This window comes from Arthrobacter sp. D3-18 (assembly GCF_054408525.1).
Window position 1 is genome coordinate 1,215,486 of sequence record NZ_CP096440.1, and the last position, 22,923, is coordinate 1,238,408.

The window sequence follows — 22,923 nt, forward strand, 5'->3', positions numbered from 1 at the left end:
GCCCGCCATGACTACCATCCAAGAACGTGTCACCACCACGGCGCCTGTAGTGAAGCGGAAGAAACGCGACTGGTCAGTGGCCGTCCGTGTCATCGTCTTGCTGATCGCGTCCGTCTTTGTCCTGGGGCCCGTGTTGTGGACCCTATCCACCTCGCTGCGTCCGCCGTCGGAATCCTTCCAGCTGCCGCCCGCCTTCCTGCCGCTGAACCCGGACCTGACCTCTTACGAGCAAGTGTTCAAGCAGCTCAACATCGTGGCGCTGGTGGTGAACAGCGCGCTCGTAACGGGCCTCATTGCCGTAGGGCAGATGCTTACCGCCGCACTGGCCGGTTACGCGTTCGCGCACCTTAAGTTCCGCGGACGTGGCGCGCTGTTCTCCATCGTGCTGGCAACCATGATGGTGCCCGCGCAGGTCACGATCGTTCCCGTGTTTATGCTGATCCGCGGCGTGGGGCTTTCGGACACACTGCTCGCACTCATCATTCCGGCCATCCCGACGGCGTTCGGCACCTTCCTGATGCGTCAGTACTTCATGGGGTTGCCGGGTGAGCTCGCTGAAGCGGCCGCGATCGACGGCGCCTCGCCGTGGCGGACGTTCCGTTCCGTGTACGCGCCGCTGGCCATGCCGGGCCTGGCGATCGTGGGAATCCTGGCGTTCAACTTCCACTGGAACGAGTTCTTCAGGCCACTCATCATGACAATCTCCGAGCAGAACTTCACCCTGCCGCTGGGCTTGGTTTCCCTCCAAGGAAACCTCGGCACCGGAAGCATCTCCGTGGTCCTGGCCGGCGTTGTCCTCTCCATGATTCCCGCGCTGGTGGTGTTCATGTTCGGCCAGCGCGCGCTGCAGGACGGGCTCACCGCAGGCACTGGCAAGTAACTTTTTTGAAAGGGGTTCCGTTGACGGACCTTGCACTCTCTTCCTCCCTGTCCATGGCGGCGACGCACCCGGACCCGGCGTTCCCGCGCTTCCACCCACGTCCGGCACAAGGCTGGATCAACGATCCCAATGGCATCAGCTACATCAACGGCCGGTACCACGTGTTCTTCCAGTACAACCCTTTGTCCGCGCGACATTCGCAAATCCAGTGGGGGCATGTGAGCTCTGGTGATTTAGTGCACTGGGAAGAACACCCCGTGGCACTGTCGCCGCAGCCCGGTGGGCCGGACTCCGCCGGGTGTTGGACCGGTGTGGTGACGTTGGATGGCTTTGTTCCGACCGCTTGTTATTCGGGTGTCCAGGACCACGGCGGGCACTCGCAGGTTGTGATTGCCCGCGGTTCGGCCGATTTGGTGACGTGGAAGCAGGACGGGCACGTTGCTGCGTCCATGCCGGCTGATCCGCTGGTAACCGCTGTGCGCGATCCCTTCATCTTCCACTTCAACGGCGCCCGCTACGCCATGCAAGGTGCCGGCCTGGCCGATGGTCGCGCGGCTTTGCTGCTGTACACGGTGGAGTCCCTTGACGACTGGAAGTACCAGGGGATTTGGCTGACCTCCGCCGATCCCGTTGCAGCGGCTCATACACCGGCCGAGATCTGGGAATGCCCGCAGCTGGTGCAGGTACCTGTCTCTTCGGGCGGCTCGGCCTGGGTCATGATGTTCTCCCTCTGGCTCTCGGGCGACGACCACGAGCACGCCAACGGGGTGGGGCACCTGATCGGGTCCTTGTCCTCGGACCCTTTGTCCGGGTTGCCGGTATTTACCCCATCCTCCGGTGGGAAGTCCGACCTTGGCCGCGACTTCTACGCGCCGCAGATCGTGCAGCTCTCTTATGGTTCGGCTGATTCTTCTCCTGCGGCGCTGCTATGGGGGTGGGCCAATGAAGGTCCGGGGCGCGACGGTCGGCGTGGCCGCACCCAGGAAGAAATCGACGACGCCGGGTGGTCGGGTGTGTTGACGCATCCCCGCGTCTTGTCGGTGGTTGACGGCGCGATGGTGGTATCTCCTGCGCCCGAGGTTGAAGCGTACCGGGGTTCTTCTGTGGTTGTGGGAGCTGCTGGTTCTGTTGTGGTTCCGGGGTACGCAGAGGTGTTGGTTCGGGGTGGTGCTTCTGCTGGTGCTGGTGCTGGTTCCGTGGAGCTGGTGCTTGGTTCGGGAGCCGATGCTCAAGTGGTTTACTCGGGTTCCCTGGCAGCGGGCGAAGAGTTGCGAATCTTCATCGATGCATCCCTTGTAGAGGTGTACCGCTCAGGCTCCGTCGCCACTACCCTTCGGGCCTACCCGGCTCCGGGGGAGGAATGGCAGCTTACCTTGCCCGACGGTGCGACTGCCGACGCCTGGGAGTTGGCGCTTCCAGCGTAGGCGGCAGGCCGGCGTCGTCCGTGTGTTGTGAGGCCCGTTGTGCATGCTTGGGGGGTGTTTTAGGGCGCGGAGTGGGCCTCGCAACGTGGGGTGGGTTCGTTGTGCGGCCCGTTGTGCGTCCTAATGGCCTTAGACGTTCTGAACCCGCTATTCCTTCGCTGGGCAGCAACGGAATAGCGGGTACACGACGTGTGTCAGCGGGTGGGTGCGGGGCCGGTAGACTCTCGCACGACAAGGCGGCAGGGGACCATCGTTTCGACGGTGGTTCCCTTTCCTGCGTCCGCACCTTCGATTTCGTCCGAACCCTCGATCGTGTCCAACAACTTGGTCATGGCGGCCCGGCCAATTTCGCGCAGGGGCAGAGCCATGGTGGTGAGGGAAGGAACCATGGTGTCGGCGATCCGGGTTTCGTCGTCGTAGCCCATGATGGACACGTCCTCGGGAACGCTGAGTCCCAGGCGCGCCGCGGCAAGGGCCACGCCGACTGCGAGGCGGTCGTTCGCGCACATGATGGCCGTGGGCCGATCAGCCGGGGACACGCCGTCGAGCAGTTTCATGGTGCCCCGATATCCGGCGTCGATATCCCACCCGGCCATGAAGATGCGGTCTTCACGGACGGGGACGTCGGCCGCGGCGTGTGCGTCCCGGTAACCCTGAACGCGCAAGGGAGCTGCCGGCGAATCCTCCGACCCGGCCAGCAGTGCGATGTCCCGGTGGCCAAGCTCCAAAAGGTGCTCTGCGGCCTCCCTGCCACCAGTGGCTTCATCCGGAATGACGTGATGCAACTGAGGCTGGGCGTGGTTGTCATAGCAGTTGGCAAGGATCGACGGGACGCGAAGCATCCCGTGTGGGACCTCGATGGGTTTCAGACCAACGGTCACGTACATGAGTCCATCAACCTGCCGGTCCAGGAGGGTTTCGATGGCGCTCGCGTCCCTTGCGGCATCGAGCTCTGTGTCCATAACAACGGTGACGAATCCGCGGCTCCGGGCCACGTCATCTGCGCCGCCGATGATGTTGCCATCGAAGGGGCTGACCACCACTTCATCGGACACAATGCCGATCACGCGCGACCGCTGGTTCCGCAGGCTCAGGGCAATTGCGTTGGGGGAGTAGTTGAGCTCCTCAGCCGCCTGCCGGATCCGGTCCTGGCTTTCCTTGGCCACGTTCCCGTCGCCGCGCCCGTTCAGAACCAGCGACACCGCGCTTCTGGAGACGCCCGCCCTTTTGGCAACGTCCAGTGCGGTGGCCTTGCGGTTCATGGGAAGTCCTTCCGTACTTTATTGTCAGCAGTCTACCTAACGCGTGTGAGGCTGAGGGTCAGGCCGGGTAACCCAATTGATCAAACGCAGCCCTCATGAAGGCCAGGCTTTTGATGGTCCCCGCCACGTAGTAGAGTCCCCACGCTGAGAAGATGACCACCAGCGGCCAAAGGCCTCGCCGTGGGGCCACCTTGTGGGTCACCACTATCCGCCCAATGACGTAGGGAATGCCTCCCAGGAAGGACCAAGCCCAATGGAATGGCCGGACGACGCCCGATTGCACCAACCGTCGGGTATCAAACCGCGCCAGCACCACAGTGGAGCAGTAGGTGAAGACCAACCCGCCCCAGATCAAGAAGTAGCCAGTGGTGAAAATCGTCGCGGGGTCCAGAGTGAGGGTGCCGTTCCTGGTGTAGGTGCGAATCTCCAGATGCCACGTGAGCATCAGTACTCCCGGCAGGAACGGCAGGCAGGCAATAATCCAGATGTACGGATTCACCACGCTCGCGTCTTTGGGAAGCATGGGACGCCGGTTGGCTGGACCCGCGGCCACTGGCGGCCCGAGATGGTCTACCCACTCGGTACCATTCCACCATCGGAGGCTGTGTGGGTCCCGAGCATCCGGATACCACCCGGGCGCGGTCATGTCGAGACCGAGTAGCCAAACTGGGAGTACATCGACTGCATGAAGTTGGACATCCAGATGCCGGTGACCACCATGCTGATAACAAACACGGCGATGGTGGCCCACACCGGCCACAGTCCCCGCTTGGGCGCCACTTTGTTGACGATCACAGAGCGACCGATCACGTAGACAAGCGCGCTAAGGAAAGCCCAAGCCCAGTGGAAAGGACGCACGACGCCGGACTTGAGAAGGCGTTGACGGTCCAGGAAAGCGAAGAACACCGAAAGCCCGTAGAGCAGGAAGCTTGAACCCATCAGCAGGAAATAGGCGGGGGTGTACATGGAGAAGGGGTCCATGGTGGTAACCCCCTGCCGGGTGGTGATCATCTTGAACTCCGGCTGCCAGGTCAAAAGGAGCAGGATGGAGACCAGCGGCATCAAGGTGATTGCCCAGATGAACGGGTTGTACACCGGCGTCTCCGGGCGGAGCTCAGGACGAGGCACCGGGACCGGTGCTCGGAATTGAGCGGGTGCCTGGAATTGAGCGGGCGCTTGGTGCGCTGTCCAGGCGCGTCCGTCCCACCACCGGACGAAACGCGGGTCCGAAGGATCCGGGTACCAGCCGGAAGGCGTAGTCGAACCGGGCATTGGTTGAGTCATTATTCCCCCACTTTGAGTCGTGCTTCTGAGAATATCGCGATTGGTACCTCTCGCTTGCCAGGAGCCTCTCCCCAGTCACCATGTGGCGGTGTAAGGATGGAGCATGAGCTTCTTCGACGACCTCCCCGAGCAGCCCGCGCGGCCCCGCCAACCGCAGCCTGTCCAGCCCGGATGGTACGGCCCGCCGTCGGACGAGCTGCCTGGCGTAGCGCGCGTTGGTGGGTTTTTTCACAAGAGCCAGCGGATGGTGGTCGCGCTGAAACTGGTGGAGGTGTACTCCACTGGCTGCCTGTTGGAACTGGCGTGGTCCGTGCTGCGGGGCAACGAATCGGACCAGGAATGGCGGGAGATCGTGGAGGAGAGCTACAACCACCCGCGATCCAGCCTGGACACCAGGACGGGGCTCGAATTAGGTGTCGCTTTTGCGGATGGACGCAAGGCTGTCGCAGCCATCCACGGACCGTCGTCCTTCCAAGAGGCCGAAGCCGTCACTGGCCCTGTGCTCACAACCTTGGGCGGCGGTGGGGGGAGCAACAACGACGAGTATGTCCAGTTCACGGGTCGCTATTGGTTGTGGCCGTTGCCGGTGGAGGAGGACACGACGCTGGTGGTGCGGTGGCAAGCATTGGGGATACCTGAGAGCTCGCTTGGCCTGCCGGGGGAGCAGTTGGCTGAAGCGTGGGGACGACTGTTGAACTACTGGAACGAGTAGCTTTTCCACATAGCCGAATTGGCCTGCAGAAGGGGCCGGAGGCCGCCGGTACAGTGGCAATATGCCTGCACTTCCCTCCCTCGAAGAACTCCTCGATTCCGCCCACGTAGTCTCGCTGCCCATGCGCGTGAAGTTCCGCGGCATCATGGAGCGCGAGACACTCCTCTTGCGGGGACCGCTCGGTTGGGGTGAGTTCTGTCCTTTCCCCGAATACGACGACGACGAATCCTCCCGCTGGCTGGCCGCAGCCTTGGAAGGGGGCTGGCTAGGTTTCCCCACGCCTGTCAGGGACAAGATCCCGGTCAACGCGACGGTGCCAGCCGTTTCGGCAGAGCGAGTCCCGGAAGTGCTGGCACGCTTCGGGCGGGTGGATGCGGTCAAGATCAAAGTTGCCGAGCGGGGGCAGTCGTTGGGGGAAGACGTTGCGCGAGTACACGCAGTAAGGGAGGCCCTTCCCAACGCCGCCATCCGCGTGGACGCCAACGGGGGATGGGACATCGACCAGGCCTTGGAAGCCCTGGGCAAGCTTTCTGCCGTTCAACTCGAATATGCCGAACAACCTGTTCCCACCATTGAGGGCCTGGCGCAGGTCCGTCGTCGACTCGCTGCCGCCGGAACGCCAGTCCTTATCGCCGCGGACGAGAGCGTACGCAAGGAAGACGATCCCCTGCGTGTTGCCCGGGCTGGTGCAGCTGACCTCATCGTGGTCAAGGTCGCGCCACTTGGGGGAGTCGCGCGGGCACTGGACATTGTGCAGCAGGCCGGGCTGCCCGCCGTCGTGAGTTCCGCGTTGGACACCTCGGTGGGCATACGTGCCGGGCTGGCGCTCGCAGCCGCCCTGCCCTCCCTTCCCTATGCCTGCGGACTTGGCACCGTTTCGCTGTTCGCTTCGGACATCACGTTGGACCCGCTGGTGGCCGACGACGGCGCCATTCAGTTACGCGAAACGGTGGCCGATCCAGGGCTGCTTGAGCAGTATGCGGCGCCGGGGGAGCGCCAGGACTGGTGGCGGGACCGACTCCGCCGGGTGCACTCGGTACTGGCGCGAAACCAGCACGGTTTGTTCACCGGGTCTTAACCAGAGCGACCTCTCAATTTCGATTTCCGCTGAAAGGCTCAGCGGGAACCTCGTACATCTCTGGAAGGTCTTCCCCCATGTCTGAAACCACCGGACGCACGTTTCCGCTGCTCCCCATGCTCGGCCACACCAAGGGCAAGCGCAGCGCGGTCACCTGTGCCTTGAAATGCGACAACGCCTGCTCGGGCGATGTCTGCAACACCAGCGCCAACGGATACTTCCGCGACATCGCTTCAACAGCTATGTCCCGCCGCGCAGCCTTGGGGCTCGGCGCCGCAGGAGCGCTCGCCATCGTCCTTGGTGGTGCCGTGAGTGGTGGTGACACCGCCGTGGCCGACTCCGGCAACGGACTGTCTGATGCCGCCAAGAAGGGCTTCGACAAGTCCAAGCTCAAGTTCACCGCCATCAAGCCGGTAGACGCTGCAGTAGACGCCTTCACAGTGCCCGAGGGATTCGACTGGAAGCCGATCATCCGCTGGGGCGACCCCCTCTTCGCCGACTCGCCGGCTTTTGACCTCAACGCGCAGACCGCCGCAGCCCAAGCTCGCCAGTTCGGCTACAACAACGACTACACGGATATTCTGCCGATCCCCGGATCCAAGGATCGCCGTGCTGTGCTCTTCAGCAACCACGAGTACACCAACGAGAACATCATGCTCCCGGAAGGCTTCGACCCCGCCGAGGCGCGGGCAATTGGCCGCGCCGGTCACGGGCTGGCCGTGGTGGAACTCGAGCGGAAGAACAAGAACAAGCCGTGGAACTACGTCCAGGGCGCACCCCTGAACCGACGCTTCCTTACCGACACTGTCTACGAGCTGACCGGAGCCGCAGCCGGCACCAACCTGGTCAAGACCATTGACGACCCCGCCGGCCGGTGGATCAAGGGCACACTGGGCAACTGCGCAGGTGGAACCACCCCCTGGGGAACCATCCTCTCCGGCGAAGAGAACTTCAACGGCTACTTCGCTGCCCCAGGCACCAGCGACGGTGACAAGCGCTACGGAATTTCTTCGAAGGCAACCACTCGTCAGTGGGAACTTGATGAACCGCGCTTCGACACCCGCAACTCCGGCTACGCCAACGAAACCAACCGCTTCGGCTGGATCGTGGAAGTGGACCCCTTTGACCCCACCTCCACTCCCAAGAAGCACTCCGCCATGGGCCGCTTCAAGCACGAGGGCGCCAACGTCATCGTCGCTCCTTCCGGACACGTAGTGGCTTACATGGGCGACGACGAGCGCTTTGACTACCTCTACAAGTTCGTTTCCAAGGGCAAGTATCAGGCCGGTGACTCCAAGGAAGCACGTAAGAACAACATGAGCTTGCTTTCCGAAGGCGACCTTTACGTGGCTCGCTTCACGGGTGACTCTCCGGCAGACATTGACGGTACCGGCAAGCTTCCCGCAGACGGTGCCTTCGACGGCACCGGCGAATGGCTGCCGTTGGTGGCCAACGGCACCTCGGCTGTGCCGGGCATGACCGTGCCGGAGGTTCTTGTCTACACCCGCATCGCCGCTGACAAGGTTGGCCCCACCAAGATGGACCGTTGCGAAGATGTTGAGCCCAACCCGCGCACGGGCAAGGTCTACGTCGCCTGCACCAACAACACCGATCGCGGCAAGACAGGCAAGGAAGGCGCCACCGAGGTCAACCCGCGCAACCTGAACCGTGACGGCCACGTCGTGGAAATCACCGAAGGTCCCGAGCAGACGGGCACCAAATTCAACTGGAACCTCCTGTTGGTGGCCGGTGATCCCGCCAAGAACACCTCCACGTACTTCTCCGGATTCCCGGACGACAAGGTATCGCCCATCTCCTGCCCGGATAACGTGGCCTTCGACTCCGTGGGCAACCTCTGGATCTCCACGGACGGCGCGCCCGGTACCATCGGCTACGCGGACGGCCTGTTCAAGGTCACCCTCGAAGGTCCTGAGCGCGGCAAGGTGGAGCAGTTCCTCGCCGTTCCCCGCGACGCCGAAACCTGTGGTCCCATCATCCACGACGAAGAGCGCACCGTGTTCGTCGCCGTGCAGCATCCAGGTGAGGACGGCTCGTTCGCAGCACAAAACTCTTTCTTCCCGGACTACGTCCCGGCCGGAGCCACCCCAGCAGCGGGTGCTGCAAGGGCTCCCCGCCCCTCGGTGGTGCAGGTCTTCCGCAAGTAACGCTTGCCTTTCGCGATTCTGACGAATGCTCTCCCGCCCGGCTCCCCGGGAGGGGGAGCATTTCGTCTCCCCGAACCTTCTCTCACATCCCGCGTGTTTGGGGCGGTCGCTCTCGCACATCCCGCGTGTTTGGGCCGGTCGCTCCCTCAAACGAGCGCCGGGTCAAAATACGTAAGGTGCCTAGGACGTTGTCTGCTGTGTCACGATTCACAGGCAGTGGATCAGCCTCGGCCTACCAATGCCATACTGTCGCGTTGAGGGAGCCCCTAGTGCAGGGCGGTCTGACACCGATCGGTTCGCCCAGCTTCGAACGTTTCGACCCCCTTCAAGCCCTGATTCCTGCGCCGTAACGAGGTAGTTCTGGACGTCAAGGAACCCCAACGGCACACGCGTGAGAGACGGTTGGCCGGAAGGGCTAGGGATGTGAGAGACGGTTGGCCGGAAGGGCTTAGGGATGTGAGAGACGGTTGGCCGGAAGGGCTAGGGATGTGAGAGACGGTTGGCCGGAAGGGCTAGGGATGTGAGAGACGGTTGGCCGGGAGGGCCGGGATGTGAGCGAGCGTTTGGGGCGTGGAGCGCCAATAGACTGGAATGGTGACTTTCCAGGACTCTCTGACATCCATCGGCGCCGCCCGGATCGCCGTTACAGCGCTGCTCGACGGCGGTGTGCGGCACGTGGTGGTGGCGCCGGGTTCGCGTTCAGCGCCTATGGCCTACGCCTTGGCGGAAGCGGAAGCTGCGGGCCGTGTCCGGCTTCACGTGCGCATCGACGAACGAGACGCCGGGTTCACAGCCCTAGGCCTGGCGCTTTCCACCGAGGCGCCGGTGGCTGTGGTCACCACCTCCGGTACAGCGGTGGGCAATCTCCTGCCCGCTGTCATGGAAGCCAACCACTCGGCTGTCCCCGTGATCATCATCTCGGCGGACCGGCCCGAAGAACTTCACGGAACCGGGGCCAACCAGACCACCATCCAACTGGACCTTTTCGGCGAGCACGTGCGATTCGCCGTCGACGTCCCTGCCGGAGATCATCCACAGAAGGCCGTTGCCACCGCGCTTTATGCAGCGACCGGCGCCCTCGAAGACACCCCTCCGGGCCCTGTCCAAGTTAACCTTGCCTTCCGCGATCCGTTGGTACCGGCTGACGGCGACTCCCTCCCGGCCACCGTGGGACACGGCGTGTTCCATTACGACGCCGGCCCCCAAGCACTGGATCTTCCGGCAGCATCCAACCAACTCTCCGAGCGACGCACAGTGGTCCTCGCGGGCCACGACGCCGGCCCTGTCGCTGAGGCTTTTGCCCGCGCTCATGGCCTTCCTTTGCTGGCGGAACCTTCATCGAACGCACGCTTCGGGCCGAACGCGGTGGGGCCGTACCGGGTACTTCTGGCGCACTTCGGACCTGATTCGCCCACGCCGATCGAACGCGTGGTCCTGTTCGGCCGGGCCACTCTCTCCCGCCCGGTGGCCGCCCTCTTGGCGCGTGACTCTGTTGAATCCGCCATTTACCAGCCCGTCCCGGTGGCCTGGTACGAGGCTGGCCGGCGGCGTGAAACCCCCATCGAAACCCTGCCCGAGCTTGCCGAATTTGCCGGGCGTGGCTCCGCCGAGTGGCTTGATTCCTGGCTTCTCGCAGGCGCTGCCGCCCAGCACGGTCTCGATGGTGTCCTATCGGGGGAGAGCCTCGCGAACGGACCATCAGTCGGGGCCACCGTCTGGGAGCATTCCCGCGGACAGCTGGTGCTCGGTTCCTCCAACGGCATACGCGACGTGGACCTCGCCGGGCATCCTCACAACGACCCCATTGCCACGGTTTACGCGAACCGCGGCCTCGCCGGCATCGACGGCACCATCGCCACAGCCACTGGAATCGCTCTGGGCAGCGGCCGCGAAACCACTGTCCTCCTGGGCGACGTCACCTTCCTCCATGACGCCGGCGGACTGCTCCTCGGCCACGGCGAGCCCGTGCCGGACCTCCGCATCGTGGTGCTCAATGACTCCGGCGGTGCCATCTTCAGTCTCCTCGAGCACGGGGTGGTTGAGGACTCAGGCGCCTACGGCACCGCCGTCGAGCGCCTCTTTGGCACCCCGCACTCAGTGGACATCGCGTCACTCGCCGCGGCGTACGGCGTCGGACACAAAGCGGTGAGCACGACGGCGGAACTCGCCGCGGCCCTGAAGTCGCCGCTGAAGGGTCGCACCATTGTGGAGGTGCGCGTGGATCGGGCGGGCCTCCGCGAGCTCCATGCGAGGATCAAGAACGCCATCTCTGCCGCAGTGGGCCAAGTCCTGGCGGCGGGCTAGTCCCTCGCACCTGTTGCCGCCGATCGCTCCCGTAACCGCTGGTGCGAATGGCGCGAAGGGGTGCGACGCCGGCAAACGTGTGGTGCGCTGGGCGGCAAAGGGTGCGCCTGTCGGGTGAGGGTGCGGTGCCGCATGGCTGAGTTGGGGTGGGTTGCTCGCATCTGTTGCCGCCGATCGCCCCCGTAAGCGCTGGTGCGAATGGCGCGAAAGGGTGCGACGCCGGCGAACGTGTGGTGCGCGGGGCGGCAAAGGGTGCGCCCGTCGGGTGAGGGTGCGGTGCCGCATGGCTGAGTTGGGGTGGGTTGCTCGCATCTGTTGCCGCCGATCGCCCCCGTAAGCGCTGGTGCGAATGGCGCGAAAGGGTGCGGTGCTGGCGAACGTGTGGTGCGCGGGGCGGCAAGGGGTGCGCCTGTCGGGTGAGGGTGCGGTGCCGCTTGGTTGAGTTGGGGTGGGTTGCTCGCACCTGTTGCCGCCGATCGCTCCCGTAAGCGCTGGTGCGAATGGCGCGAAGGGGTGCGACGCCGGCGAACGTGTGGTGCGCGGGGCGGCAAAGGGTGCGCCTGTCGGGTGAGGCTGCGGTGCCGCATGGCTGAGTCGTGGTGGGTTGCTCGCATCTGTTGCCGCCGATCGCTCCCGTAACCGCTGGTGCGAATGGCGCGAAAGGGTGCGACGCCGGCGAACGTGTGGTGCGCGGGGCGGCAAAGGGTGCGTCCGCGCGGAAAAGTCGCAGAACGCAAAAAGGGGGTGCGACACCCGAACAGGTGTCGCACCCCCACTGGCACGAATAAAGGAGTTAGGCTTCCTCAACTCCAATGTGCGTGGGGTCGAGGACGCGGCGCAGGAATTCCTTGGTGCGGGGCTGGGTGGGGGCGCTGATGACGTGTTCCGCCGGCCCTTCTTCCACCACAACGCCGGCGTCCATGAAGACCACGCGGTCGGCAACTTCGCGGGCGAAGCCCATCTCGTGAGTGACCACCAACATGGTCATGCCTTCCTGGGCCAGCTTGCGCATGACGGCCAGGACGTCGCCCACGGTCTCGGGGTCGAGAGCAGAAGTGGGCTCATCGAAGAGCATGAGTTGCGGGTCCATGGACAGTGCACGCGCAATGGCGACGCGCTGCTGCTGGCCACCGGAGAGCTGGTCCGGGAAACGGTCGGCGAGGTGTCCCAAGCCAACGCGTTCCAGGTTGTGGCGCGCCACCTCAGAAGCCTCGGACTTGGACCGCTTCAGGACCTTTGTCTGGGAGATGGTGCAGTTTTCCAGGACGCTGAGGTGCGGGAAGAGGTTGAAGTGCTGGAACACCATTCCCACGCTCTGGCGCATTTTGTTGAGGTCGACGTCGGGGTCGGTGGCTTCAAACGAACCCACGTTGATGGTGCCCGCGTTCGGCTGCTCAAGCAGGTTGACGCAGCGAAGGAGAGTGGACTTGCCGGAGCCGGAAGGTCCGATCAGGCAAACGACCTGGCCCGGTTCAACCGTCAGCGAGATGCCTTTGAGGACCTCATTGCTGCCGTAGGACTTGCGCAGATCCTTGATATTCACGCCAGCGGCGCGAACGGTGGCCGTGCTCCCAGTGGAGTTATTCATGACTGTCCTGCCTATCGCTTGGTCCGCGCGGAGCGGCTTTCGAACTTCCGTGCCAGGAGGCTCAAGGGGATGGTGATGACCAGGTAGAAGGCACCCGCCACAAGCAGCGGCGTGAGGCCGGCACCGAGGCTGGAGATGCCGTCGCGGCCAAACTTGGTGAGCTCGTACTGGGAGGCGGTGAGGCCCAGGACGTAGATCAGGGAGGAGTCCTTGGTAAGCAGGATGATCTCGTTGGTCAGCGGCGGAAGGACGATCTTGAACGCCTGGGGGATGACGATGGAAACCATCGCCCGCCAGTGCGGCATGCCCAGCGAACGGGCGGCTTCCATCTGGCCCTTGGGCACCGCCTGAAGGCCGGCGCGCAGGGTTTCAGCGATGTACGCCGCAGCGACCATACCCAGCGACACCATCACGATGATGTTGACGTCCCACTGGATTCCGAAGGCCAGGGGAACGCCGTAGCCGAACGCGATGAAGACCAGCAGGGCCGGAACGCCGCGGAAGAACTCGATGTAACCGGTGGCGAGCCAGCGGTACAGCGGGAAGGACGAGAGCTTCATCAGGGCGAGCAGCAGGCCGCCGGACAGGCCCACAATAAAGCCGAGGGCCGTGTAGATGAGGGTGTTCTTGAGGCCCACCAGGAAGATATCCGGGAACATCGGGCCGATCTTAGCGAAGTTGAAGACGCTGGTGCCTACCGTCTTCCAGTCCACGGCAATAATTACGGCGGCCACTGCCACAACAAAGATTCCGGCCTGGACGTACAAACTGACTTTGGCTCGTTGACGTGCAGTCATTGCCATGGGGTTCTCACATTCATGTTGCGCAGGTGGGGCCCCGAAAGGACCTGAACAGATCGCTTCGGGGCCCGCCTGCGTGGATCTCGGGGAGCCGGGGCTCGGACTACTTGGTGGCTTCGCCGAACCAGGTGGTCTCGAACTTCTTCAGGGTGCCGTCGTCGGTGATGCGCTTCAGCGTGGCGTTCACGGCATCCGTCATGGCGGTGTTGCCCTTCTTGATGGAGATGCCCAGCTTCTCGCCCGTTGCGTAGTCTTCAACGCGCTTGAGGTTGGAATCGTCCTTGATGGCGTAGCCGAGGACGGACTGGTTGCCGACGGCGGCGTCGATGGTGCCGGCCTTGAGGGCCTGGACCAGGAGGCCGGAGTCTTCGAACTGCTGGGCGTCGATTCCCTTGTCCTTGGCGTACTGGGCTCCGGTGGTGGCCTGCTGGACGCCCACCTTCTTGCCCTTTGCGCCGTCGAGGTTCTCGATGCCGGAGGCGGACGTGGCCACGAGGGTCAGGTCGTCGTCCAGGTAAGGGGTGGAGAAGTCCATGACGTTCTTGCGGACGTCGGTGATGGAGATCGAGGAGATGGAGACGTCGCAACCGGTCAGTGCGGTGCCGGTCTCGATCGCTTCGAAGGAGCTGTCCACCACGTTGAGCTCGGCCTTGACGTCCTTTGCGAGCTCCGCGGCGATGTCCATGTCGAAGCCGACGATCTTGCCGTCCTTCTGGAATTCGAAGGGCTCGTAGGGAACGTCCGAGCAGACCGTGAGCTTGCCGGCGTTGATGAGCTTGAGGCCCGACTCTGAGGAGGCGGCGGGGGTGGAGGAACCACCACAGGCGGTCAGGGCAAGGGCGCCGGCTGCCAGGACGGCGGCAATCTTGGTGCCGGACAGAACCGAACGGGAGATCTGCATGTTGTTTACCTTTTGTTGCGGTGGATGCTGAACTGAGTCGGTTTTAGTGTAGCGCCGAACGTGAGATGTGCATCACAGGAAACGAAGTTTCACTATTGGATAACAAGTTTACCCACTTATCAACCACCCCAGAAGCTCACGTGTCTGGAATCCCGGATTCAGCGCTTGATACCCAGCGCTTCAAGCATTGGCCGGAACTTAGCCCACGTTTCGGCCAGTTCTGCCTCCGGCTGGGAGCCCTCAACGATGCCGCAACCCGCGTACAGGCGCACCGTGTTCGCATCTTCGATGACCGCGCCGCGGAGCGCAATACCCCATTCACCGTTCCCTGCAGCGTCGAGCCAACCCACTGGTCCGGCGTACGGGCCGCGATCCAAATGTTCAAGTTTGCGGATCAGCGCACCAGCTATGAGCGTGGGCGTTCCGCAGACCGCCGCGGTGGGGTGCAAAGCGTTGATCAGGGCCAGGCAGGTGGGGACGTGTCCCTCGATATCCGCCAGCTCAGCCTTCACGTCCGAGGCCAAATGCCACACATTGGGCAGCTCCAGAATGAACGGTTCGCTGTGGGAATTCATCGCCTCCGAGAAAGGAGCCAGCTGCCGTGTCAGCGAATCGATGGCGATCTCGTGTTCATGCCGCTGCTTGTCGGAACCGGCCAAAACCCGTTCCGCGTATTCCATGGGGGAGCCGTCCATGCCGTCGGCATCCCGGCGATCCAGGGTTCCTGCCAGCACGCGGGCCTGTGCAGTGCGGCCCTCCACCTGAATCAGCATCTCCGGCGTAGCACCTACCAGTCCGTCCACGCCGTACGTCCAGCATTCCCGGTACCTTGCGGCGAGTTGGCGAAGCACCTCTGCAGCGTTGACTCCCTCAGGGAGGCTGGCCACGACGTCGCGCGCCAACACGAGCTTCTCCAGTTTCCCGGCGCGGATTTCCTCCACGCCGTTGGAAACGGCCTGCATCCAAGCGGCCTCACTCAGGGAACCGCGGCTGAGGGAACCGCGGCTGAGGTGACCAGCGGAACCGTCCGCAGCAACAGCCTCCGGTGAGAGCCCGACGTCGGATCCTCCTGCCGCTGAACCGTCGCCGTTTGGCTCCGGCTCAGTGAGCCAACGCTCCACGGAAGCGCGGACGCCCGCTTCGGTGAGGGGGCCGTCGTCGAACGTTAACTGGGTGGCCCAGGCGCGGCCGTCGCGAATGCCAATCACCAGCTCGGGAAGGATCAAGCGGGAAACGTGCGGGGAGGTCTTGGAGAAGGCGAACGAGCCGAAAGCCACCGGACCAGTGCCCGGGATCTCCACGTGATCCGTGATCTCCGCCTCAAGAATGAGGTGCCGCCACCAGATATCGGCCTCAAGGAATCTGTCGGGGCCGGTGGCATTGAAGCGCGTCAGCTCGCCATAGCCCACCAGGCCGGCCTCGCGGCGCGACCAGCAAAGGACGTCGTCCCGCACCAGAAACGACGGCAGCCCCCCGGAGGATGATTCAACATCGAGGGGGACTGTCAAGGTACGGAGCGTGCTCGTCATGATGGAACAACAGTACTCCCGCCTGCAGCCAGAATCTGAGCCGACTTCTACAGCGCAGCAAAGTCGGTTGAATGTCTGAGACAATTACAGGGTGAACCGAGCATCCTTGGAAAAGCGTCCGGACGAAGTTGCGACGATGTTTGATGATGTCGCCCCAAAATACGACGTCGTCAATGATGTCCTGTCCATGGGACAGACGCGGCGTTGGCGGCGGATCGTGGTTGACGCCATGGATGTGAAGGTAGGCCAGAAGGTCCTTGACCTCGCTGCCGGCACAGGAACTTCCAGCGAACCCTACGCCGATGCAGGCGTGGACGTAGTGGCCTGCGACTTCTCCCTGGGCATGCTCAAAGTGGGCAAGCGCCGCCGCCCGGACATCGACTTCATCGCCGGTGACGCCACCAACTTGCCGTTCGCTGACAACAGCTTCGATGCTTCCACCATTTCTTTCGGCCTTCGCAACGTGGTGGAACCACGCAAGGCCCTCGAGGAAATGCTGCGCGTCACCAAGCCCGGCGGCCGCCTGGTCATCGCCGAGTTCTCCCATCCCGTGGTTCCGTTGTGGCGCAACCTCTACACCGAGTACCTGATGCGTGCACTCCCGGCCATCGCCACCAAGGTCTCCTCCAACCCGGACGCCTACGTGTACCTCGCCGAGTCCATTCGGGCCTGGCCGGACCAGGACCACTTGGCCCAGTGGCTCAGTGACGCCGGCTGGACGGACATCACGTACCGCAACCTCAGCGGCGGCATCGTTGCTGTCCACCGTGCACAGAAGCCCGGCGAGCACCGCGAAAGTGTTCCCGTGGCCAAGCTTCGCCGCCAGATCAAGCCGCGCCACCAAGCCGGCTAACCAGCGCTGCCTTTTGAATTAGGACGTCGTGAAAGTACTGATTGTTGGCGCGGGCCCGGCCGGGTCCACTGCCGCGTATTACCTCGCCCAGCAGGGCATCGATGTCACGGTGCTGGAAAAGACTTCCTTTCCCCGTGAAAAGGTGTGCGGCGACGGCCTGACTCCGCGTGCCGTCCGTGAGATCCAGAAGCTCGGACTGCCCCACGCGGTCTCCGAAGGGTGGAGGCGCAACAAGGGCCTCCGTCTTATTGCCGGTGGTCGCACCATTGAACTTCCCTGGCCCGAGGTAGCTGACTTTCCCACGTACGGCCTGATCAGGACCCGCCTCGGTTTCGACGAGGACCTGGCCCGTCACGCCCAGTCCGTTGGCGCCGTCGTTCTTGAACGCCACAGCGTCACCTCCGCGTTGACGGCTGAAGATGGCCGCGTCATTGGCGCCCGGGCTTCCATCCTGGACGAGTCCGGACGCAAGACGGGCGAAACGCGCGACTTCCACGCCGACGTCGTCCTCGCCGCTGACGGCAACTCGACGCGAACCGCGGTGTCGCTGGGAATGCACAAGCGTGACGACCGTCCGCTGGGCGTCGCGGTGCGCACCTACTTCACCTCGCCAAGACACGACGACGACTGGATGGAAGGCTGGCTGGAGCTTCCCGGGAAATCCGGTAAGCCGCTGCCCGGGTACGGCTGGGTGTTCGGTGTTGGCGACGGCACGTCCAACGTGGGCCTCGGCATCCTGAACTCGTCCAAGGAATTCGGCAAGCTCGACTACAAGCAGGTACTCCGCGAATGGACCGCCGGCATGCCCTCCGAGTGGGGCTTCACGCCGGAAAACCAGGTAGGGGAGATCCGCGGCGCCGCGCTGCCCATGGGCTTCAACCGCACACCGCACTACTCACCCGGGCTGCTGCTGCTGGGCGACGCCGGCGGCATGGTGTCCCCGTTCAACGGCGAGGGCATTTCCTACGCGATGGAATCGGCCCGGTTCGCGGCGGAGTTTTTGATTGACGCTTCTTCGCGCTCGGCTTCTGCCGGTTGGTCCACGCACGACGCCGATGCCCACCTTTCGCGGTACGCGGACTATGTACGGGACCAGTGGGGATCGCACTTCACGCTGGGCCGGATGTTTGCGTCCTTGATCGGGAAGCCTGCCGTGATGAAGCTTGCACTGCGCACAGGCATGCCAATTCCTGTGCTCATGCGATTCGTGGTGCGAATGCTCGCGAACCTCACGGATCCGTCCGCGAAGGGCTTCGAAGACCGCGTGATCCGGGTCCTCGAGATGCTGGTTCCGGCTACGTCCAACACTTCCTCTGCCAGCGCCCTTACGCCGGCAGGCACCGACTCCGCGGTTTCCGCAACAACTAGTTAGGGTTAACCCGTGACGAACTCTGCCGAACACAGCTGGACGCATGCCGGGCACGGCTTGCCGCAGGCTGTTGAGCCTGCACCCAACACCACCGCGATCGCAACAGGGCTCCAGCTGCCCGCCGGATTCGCCGCCATTGCGGGCGACGCCGAGCTCGGCCCTGCCATCACCACCAACCTCGCCCGGGTGGAGAAGAAGCTTCGCGAAGCCATTTCCAACTCGGACCCCTTGGCTGACGCGACGTCGCGTCACCTGGTGGAAGCCGGCGGCAAGCGCATCCGGCCGCTGCTCACTCTTCTGTGTGCCCACCTCGGCGATGCTTCACGTCCCGAGGTGGTCCAGGCCGCTGTTGTGGTGGAACTGACGCACCTTGCCACGCTCTACCACGACGACGTGATGGACTCAGCTCCCTTCCGCCGCGGTGCTCCCACCGCCCACGAAGTATGGGGCAACTCGGTGGCCATCCTTACTGGCGACCTCATCTTCGCCCGCGCTTCCATCCTGGTGTCTGAGCTCGGTTCGCGTGCCCTTGGCATCCAGGCCCGCACGTTTGAGCGCTTGTGCCTTGGCCAGCTGCACGAAACGGTGGGCCCGCGTGAGGACGAAGATCCCGTAGAGCACTACCTGTCCGTCATTGCTGACAAGACCGGCTCACTGGTTGCAGCGTCCGGCCAGCTCGGCGCGATCTTCGCCGGTGCCGACGAGTCCTTCGAGGACCTGCTGGTGGAGTACGGCGAGAAGGTCGGCGTCGCCTTCCAGCTGGCCGACGACGTCATCGATGTCACCGGTGTGAAGGTCAAGTCCGGCAAGTCCCCGGGCACCGATCTCCGTGAAGGTGTTCCCACGTTGCCTGTCCTGCTGCTTCGCCGTGATGCTGCCGCCGGTGATGCCTCAGCCAGTGCACTGCTGGAACTTGTGGACGGCGACTTGTCCTCCGACTCGGCTCTGGCTGAGGTTGTTGCCGGCCTGCGCGAGCATCCTGTCACCGAGGAGTCCTGGAAGATCGCCCGCCAGTGGTCCGCCGAGGCAGTTGCCGCCCTGGCCCCGCTGCCCGAAGGCGTCGTGAAGGCCTCGCTGACCAACTTCGCCCACGCAGTGGTGGACCGCAGCAGCTAGGCTTTCCTTCTTTTGGCGGGCGTCCGGACTTTCTTAGGCCGGGCGCCTGCTTTTTGTTGCCCACATTTTGCGCCCTGGCCTTGGGATCTCGTACCCTCACCACCCACTTTGAGCTTGCGAGCGTGGTGACACGCCGGTGGTTGCGGGTGTCGTGCCGTCGGTGGAATCAAAGCCGGTGGTGGCCGTACGCGCCCAAACTTTTAGTCTCCTGGAAAAACGGAATGGCCCCGGCTCGCTGCAACGTTACGAGTCATACGCTGCACCGAACCGGGACCACAATCTCCGTTCGCATCAGACCCACCGGAGGCATTTAGTGGATCCGTGAAAAGCTTATGACAATCCTGTCACATATGCAACTCCGCGGGTCAATGGTTTGCTCGGTCCCGCAGCGCGATTTACAGCAAAGAGTCGATCGCCCACCACCAACTTTGGATATTAGAAGTGAGGGACTCGCCGGATTTGGGGCGTGTCACAACCTCAGGGCCGCCAAACCAAGTGATGGAGATGCACGGCAGTTATCCACATACGGAATTTTGCGGGCATCGCAGGGTCCCCGCCGAACTCAGCATGGCTATATGGACATCGACAATTTCCTCCGAAGCCGACGTGGAGTAGCAACCACGTCCACCCTGATGACTGCCGGCTTTACTCGCCGCATGCTCGCAAAGGCAGTGAGGGACGGAGTAGTCAATCGCCTTCATCGCGGCGTCTACACGTCCCGGGCATCAGACCCCGACGTCGTTGCAGCCTTTCGAGCCGATGGCTTACTTACCTGCATCTCGGCAGCGCGCTTCTATGGTCTGTGGACCCTGCGAGGCGTAGACGCTCTCCATCTCAGCTGTAGCACGGGACAAGCGAGACGGGGCGTAGTCCACCACGGAGCCTGCCTGCATCCAGTTCATTCGTATCTACCTATAGCGGGGGTGGCCGATGTCCTGATCCACGCCCTCCGATGTTTGCCTGAACTGGAAGCGCTCGTCATGGTGCAGAGCGCGGTCAGCTTGGCGCTCCTTTCCCAGGATTTCCTGAAATCAAGGCTTCCGGGCAACAGGAATGGCAGGGTTCGGGAAACCTTGGACTTGGTTCTGCCTCGGGCCGACTCACTCTTGGAAGTACTCGCGCACACCCACTTCATCAGGGCAGGTCTTAAGGTCCAGATGCACGTGGACGTCCCGGGGGTAGGGGAGGTGGACTGCTTGGTTAACGAATGCCTGATCGTTGAACTCGACGGCGGCACGCACCTTGAGGGAAACCAGGTCAAGAAGGATCAGTATAGGAACAACGCAGGCATGCGCAGAGGGCTATTGACCCTCCACTACTACTACGTCGACGTCGTTCATCACCCGGAGAGGATGGTCGCCGAAGTCATAGCGGTTCTGCGCAATAGGGAAGTTGGCCGCTACGCGCCGGCGAGGTACGCGCCCGAATGGGTTCCGCCGTCGTGAGTTCTGAAATCGCTAGTCCCGCCTCCACCTACTTTGACCCCAACTCACTGGCAACACACCCGCGAAGCGGCGCGTCAGGGCAGTTCCAAAATCAAAGTGGGTGGTGGCCGCGCAGGCCGCCAAAGAAAAGCAGCCCCTTCCCAACCCGGAAGGGGTGAGAAGGGGCTGCCCGAAACCTGGAAGTTAGTCTTCGTCGTCGTTGAATGCCCACTCGAACATGTCGAACACGAACTCGGAGAACGTGCCCTCTTCGCTCTTCCACTGGCCGCGGGCGTTGTTGCGGCGCCAGACGATGGGGTCCGGGATGCTGAGGTCGGCGGTGCGGAAGCCCCAGGTGAACTGTTCTTCCTCATCCTCAAGGAACATAAGGAAGCCTTCGTCGTCCACTTCGAGTTCCTCGGGGTCCCAGAAGTAGTGGTAGGCCTCCATGAGGTCCTCGCAGCCGCCGATTGCGAGGTAGAACTCGCGCAGAACCAGCGGGATGGTGAAGGAGTGATCGGCGAGGGCGTCGTCCAGTTCGGCCGGCGTAAGGCCGTCTTCTTCCTGCCATTCATCCTCGAGATACTTTGGGACCAGCGCGCGGAACTTCTCGAGGAACATGTCAGTCATGCTCTTATCCTAGCTAATCCCGGGCACCCGAAATTGCGCCCCCACCGGTGCCGGCGCGGTGCCACCCACGCACAGCCAGGGGCACATACCAGCCGCGGCGCCAAGCAGTCACCCGGAAGGCGAAAACAACACCGGCAATGACACAGGCCGTAAGCCCGCTGAACAGGCCAAGGTGCCACAAAAGCGTGGTGAGTCCCGCACCAACGAAGGCAGGCAGCGCATAGATATCGCGATTGTTGAACAGGGTGGGGACTTCGTTGGCGGTGATGTCACGGAGCAGACCGCCGCCCACTCCCGTGGTGACGCCCAGGAGGATCGCAGCCACCGGGTTCATGCCCGCGCTGATGGCCTTCAGCGTGCCGGTGATGCAAAACAACGCCAAGCCGCCGGCGTCGAACAGCGTCAAAAGGGAAGTGAAGCGCTGCACTGACGAGAAAAGGTAGTAAACCAGCAGGGCAGCCAGCACGGGCGGGGCCAGGTAGGCAGGATTCGTGAAGGCGATCGGGGGGCCGGCGTTGATCACGATGTCTCGGATCACCCCGCCGCCCAGCGCCGCGATGGAAGCAAGCAGCACCGAACCAACAAAGTCGAACTGCTTCCGGGCGGCCAACAACGAGCCCGACACAGCAAAAAAGAACACGCCGATGAGGTCCAGCCAAAGAAGAACAATGTCAAACGAAATCAAGTGGACTGGTTCTTTCTTAAAGTGCTTCACAACAGGTGCTGGCTCAACGTTACGCTAGCTCCCATGAACAGCCCCGTTTTGATCGCTTGCGCCCATGGAACCCGCAACGCCGAAGGCCAGGCTGCCATCCGCCGCGTGATGGCAGAAATCGAAGCTCTCCGCCCCGGCTTGCGCGTTGTTGAGGCGTACGTTGACGTTCAGGAACCCGAGTTGGGCGGCGTGGTGGAGGGCCTGCCTCAGGGGACTGCCGCCGTCGTCGTACCGCTTTTGCTCTCTACCGGCTTCCACATCAAGGTGGACGTGCCCAAAGCCATCAAGAGCCGGCCCGAGGTAGTGGCGGCCAGGCCGTTGGGTCCGGATCCGCGGCTGGCTGAGCTGCTGGCCACCCACCTGCGTGCAGCCGGGCTGCAGGAGAACGACGGCGTGCTGCTGGCTGCCGCGGGATCGTCCCTTCCGGACGGCTCGGTTGACTCGGAAGAGCAGGCGCGACTCCTCGGCGAGTTGCTGCCCAACAAGGTGCGCGTCGCCTATGGCGCCAGTGCCCAGCCAACAGTGCCCGACGGCGTCGCCTCCTTGCGCGAAGAACTCGCCGCCGACGGTGGGACAGGCAGGGTCTTCATAGCTTCGTACCTGCTGGCAACCGGCTATTTCCATGACCAGTTGGCGAAGGCGGGCGCGGACATTGTTGCGGCTCCGTTGCTGCCGTCGAAGGTGCTCGCCGAGATCGCGCTGGAAAGATACGACGCAGTGTTGGAAAGGCTCTCCTAACCTTTATTCACGCGGGAAAAGCGCCAAATGGACCTGCACAAAACAGGTCCTTCGGACAAGGCCGCTGGCGTGTTCGTGACGAAATGTTTCCCTAGGTGACTTCGCGTTTCCGGACCTTTGCTGGCGAAAACTAGCCAGACCTACAGTCGAT

The 22,923-nt window shown here is 63.3% G+C and carries 20 protein-coding genes and 1 pseudogene; 11 read left to right on the plus strand and 10 right to left on the minus strand.

The features are described from left to right. Positions 1–7: 7 nt before the first annotated feature. A complete protein-coding gene (locus M1D89_RS07675; protein ID WP_498649511.1) occupies positions 8–880 on the plus strand; it encodes a carbohydrate ABC transporter permease in 873 nt (290 codons plus the stop codon). A 20-nt stretch (positions 881–900) separates the two neighbouring features. Beyond that, on the plus strand, positions 901–2,304 hold the full coding sequence (locus M1D89_RS07680) for a glycoside hydrolase family 32 protein (RefSeq protein WP_498649513.1): 1,404 nt from the start codon (positions 901–903) through the stop codon (positions 2,302–2,304). A gap of 194 nt (positions 2,305–2,498) precedes the next feature. Here the strand turns inward: M1D89_RS07680 and M1D89_RS07685 are convergent, their stop codons facing one another. The 4 genes and pseudogenes from M1D89_RS07685 to M1D89_RS07700 form a co-directional block, all read right to left on the minus strand. Continuing rightward, positions 2,499–3,566, minus strand: coding sequence for a LacI family DNA-binding transcriptional regulator (locus tag M1D89_RS07685; protein ID WP_498649515.1), 1,068 nt, complete (start codon positions 3,564–3,566; stop codon positions 2,499–2,501). 58 nt (positions 3,567–3,624) lie between these two features. Next, on the minus strand, positions 3,625–4,089 hold the full coding sequence (locus tag M1D89_RS07690; protein WP_498650918.1) for a DUF2510 domain-containing protein: 465 nt from the start codon (positions 4,087–4,089) through the stop codon (positions 3,625–3,627). A 27-nt stretch (positions 4,090–4,116) separates the two neighbouring features. After that, positions 4,117–4,212 (minus strand): annotated as a pseudogene (locus M1D89_RS07695) (DUF2510 domain-containing protein); the annotation flags it as partial. After that, a complete protein-coding gene (locus M1D89_RS07700) occupies positions 4,209–4,838 on the minus strand; it encodes a DUF2510 domain-containing protein (RefSeq protein WP_498649516.1) in 630 nt (209 codons plus the stop codon). The pseudogene M1D89_RS07695 and the gene M1D89_RS07700, both read right to left, overlap by 4 nt. A gap of 115 nt (positions 4,839–4,953) precedes the next feature. On the opposite strand from M1D89_RS07700, the gene M1D89_RS07705 reads away from it, so the two are divergent. The 4 genes from M1D89_RS07705 to menD all read left to right on the plus strand — a co-directional run bounded on the left by M1D89_RS07705 (position 4,954) and on the right by menD (position 11,109). Continuing rightward, on the plus strand, positions 4,954–5,562 hold the full coding sequence (locus M1D89_RS07705) for a hypothetical protein (protein ID WP_498649518.1): 609 nt from the start codon (positions 4,954–4,956) through the stop codon (positions 5,560–5,562). Positions 5,563–5,623: 61 nt separating this feature from the next. After that, positions 5,624–6,640, plus strand: coding sequence for an o-succinylbenzoate synthase (locus M1D89_RS07710; protein ID WP_498649520.1), 1,017 nt, complete (start codon positions 5,624–5,626; stop codon positions 6,638–6,640). A 77-nt stretch (positions 6,641–6,717) separates the two neighbouring features. Continuing rightward, entirely contained in the window at positions 6,718–8,805 is a 2,088-nt protein-coding gene (locus tag M1D89_RS07715) for a PhoX family protein (protein WP_498649521.1), read from the plus strand. A gap of 591 nt (positions 8,806–9,396) precedes the next feature. Next, positions 9,397–11,109 (plus strand): 2-succinyl-5-enolpyruvyl-6-hydroxy-3-cyclohexene-1-carboxylic-acid synthase, encoded by a 1,713-nt coding sequence (menD, locus tag M1D89_RS07720; RefSeq protein ID WP_498649522.1) that lies wholly within the window; start codon positions 9,397–9,399, stop codon positions 11,107–11,109. Positions 11,110–11,902: 793 nt separating this feature from the next. Here the strand turns inward: menD and M1D89_RS07725 are convergent. The 4 genes from M1D89_RS07725 to M1D89_RS07740 form a co-directional block, all read right to left on the minus strand. Beyond that, a complete protein-coding gene (locus tag M1D89_RS07725) occupies positions 11,903–12,697 on the minus strand; it encodes an amino acid ABC transporter ATP-binding protein (protein ID WP_402934604.1) in 795 nt (264 codons plus the stop codon). An 11-nt stretch (positions 12,698–12,708) separates the two neighbouring features. Further along, a complete protein-coding gene (locus M1D89_RS07730) occupies positions 12,709–13,500 on the minus strand; it encodes an amino acid ABC transporter permease (RefSeq protein WP_017197162.1) in 792 nt (263 codons plus the stop codon). 100 nt (positions 13,501–13,600) lie between these two features. Next, on the minus strand, positions 13,601–14,398 hold the full coding sequence (locus tag M1D89_RS07735; RefSeq protein WP_017197161.1) for an ABC transporter substrate-binding protein: 798 nt from the start codon (positions 14,396–14,398) through the stop codon (positions 13,601–13,603). A 158-nt stretch (positions 14,399–14,556) separates the two neighbouring features. After that, on the minus strand, positions 14,557–15,927 hold the full coding sequence (locus M1D89_RS07740) for an isochorismate synthase (protein WP_498649527.1): 1,371 nt from the start codon (positions 15,925–15,927) through the stop codon (positions 14,557–14,559). Positions 15,928–16,018: 91 nt separating this feature from the next. Between M1D89_RS07740 and M1D89_RS07745 the strand changes: the two genes are divergently transcribed. From M1D89_RS07745 to M1D89_RS07760, 4 genes are all read left to right on the plus strand, one after another. Next, positions 16,019–16,780, plus strand: a complete 762-nt coding sequence (locus tag M1D89_RS07745) for a demethylmenaquinone methyltransferase (protein ID WP_017197159.1) — start codon at positions 16,019–16,021, stop codon at positions 16,778–16,780. 28 nt (positions 16,781–16,808) lie between these two features. After that, positions 16,809–18,152, plus strand: a complete 1,344-nt coding sequence (locus tag M1D89_RS07750) for a geranylgeranyl reductase family protein (RefSeq protein ID WP_498649528.1) — start codon at positions 16,809–16,811, stop codon at positions 18,150–18,152. A gap of 9 nt (positions 18,153–18,161) precedes the next feature. Next, entirely contained in the window at positions 18,162–19,265 is a 1,104-nt protein-coding gene (locus M1D89_RS07755; RefSeq protein ID WP_498649529.1) for a polyprenyl synthetase family protein, read from the plus strand. 575 nt (positions 19,266–19,840) lie between these two features. Then, positions 19,841–20,710, plus strand: coding sequence for an endonuclease domain-containing protein (locus tag M1D89_RS07760; RefSeq protein WP_498649531.1), 870 nt, complete (start codon positions 19,841–19,843; stop codon positions 20,708–20,710). 183 nt (positions 20,711–20,893) lie between these two features. Here the strand turns inward: M1D89_RS07760 and M1D89_RS07765 are convergent, their stop codons facing one another. Together M1D89_RS07765 and M1D89_RS07770 are read right to left on the minus strand one after the other, a co-directional pair. Next, the gene (locus tag M1D89_RS07765; RefSeq protein WP_402934584.1) at positions 20,894–21,319 is read right to left on the minus strand and encodes a hypothetical protein; all 426 of its coding nucleotides are present in this window, start codon (positions 21,317–21,319) and stop codon (positions 20,894–20,896) included. A 13-nt stretch (positions 21,320–21,332) separates the two neighbouring features. Next, a complete protein-coding gene (locus M1D89_RS07770) occupies positions 21,333–22,004 on the minus strand; it encodes a trimeric intracellular cation channel family protein (protein ID WP_498649532.1) in 672 nt (223 codons plus the stop codon). Here M1D89_RS07770 and M1D89_RS07775 point away from each other — a divergent pair, their 5' ends adjacent. Beyond that, positions 22,005–22,772, plus strand: a complete 768-nt coding sequence (locus tag M1D89_RS07775) for a sirohydrochlorin chelatase (RefSeq protein ID WP_498649534.1) — start codon at positions 22,005–22,007, stop codon at positions 22,770–22,772. Positions 22,773–22,923 lie beyond the last annotated feature (151 nt).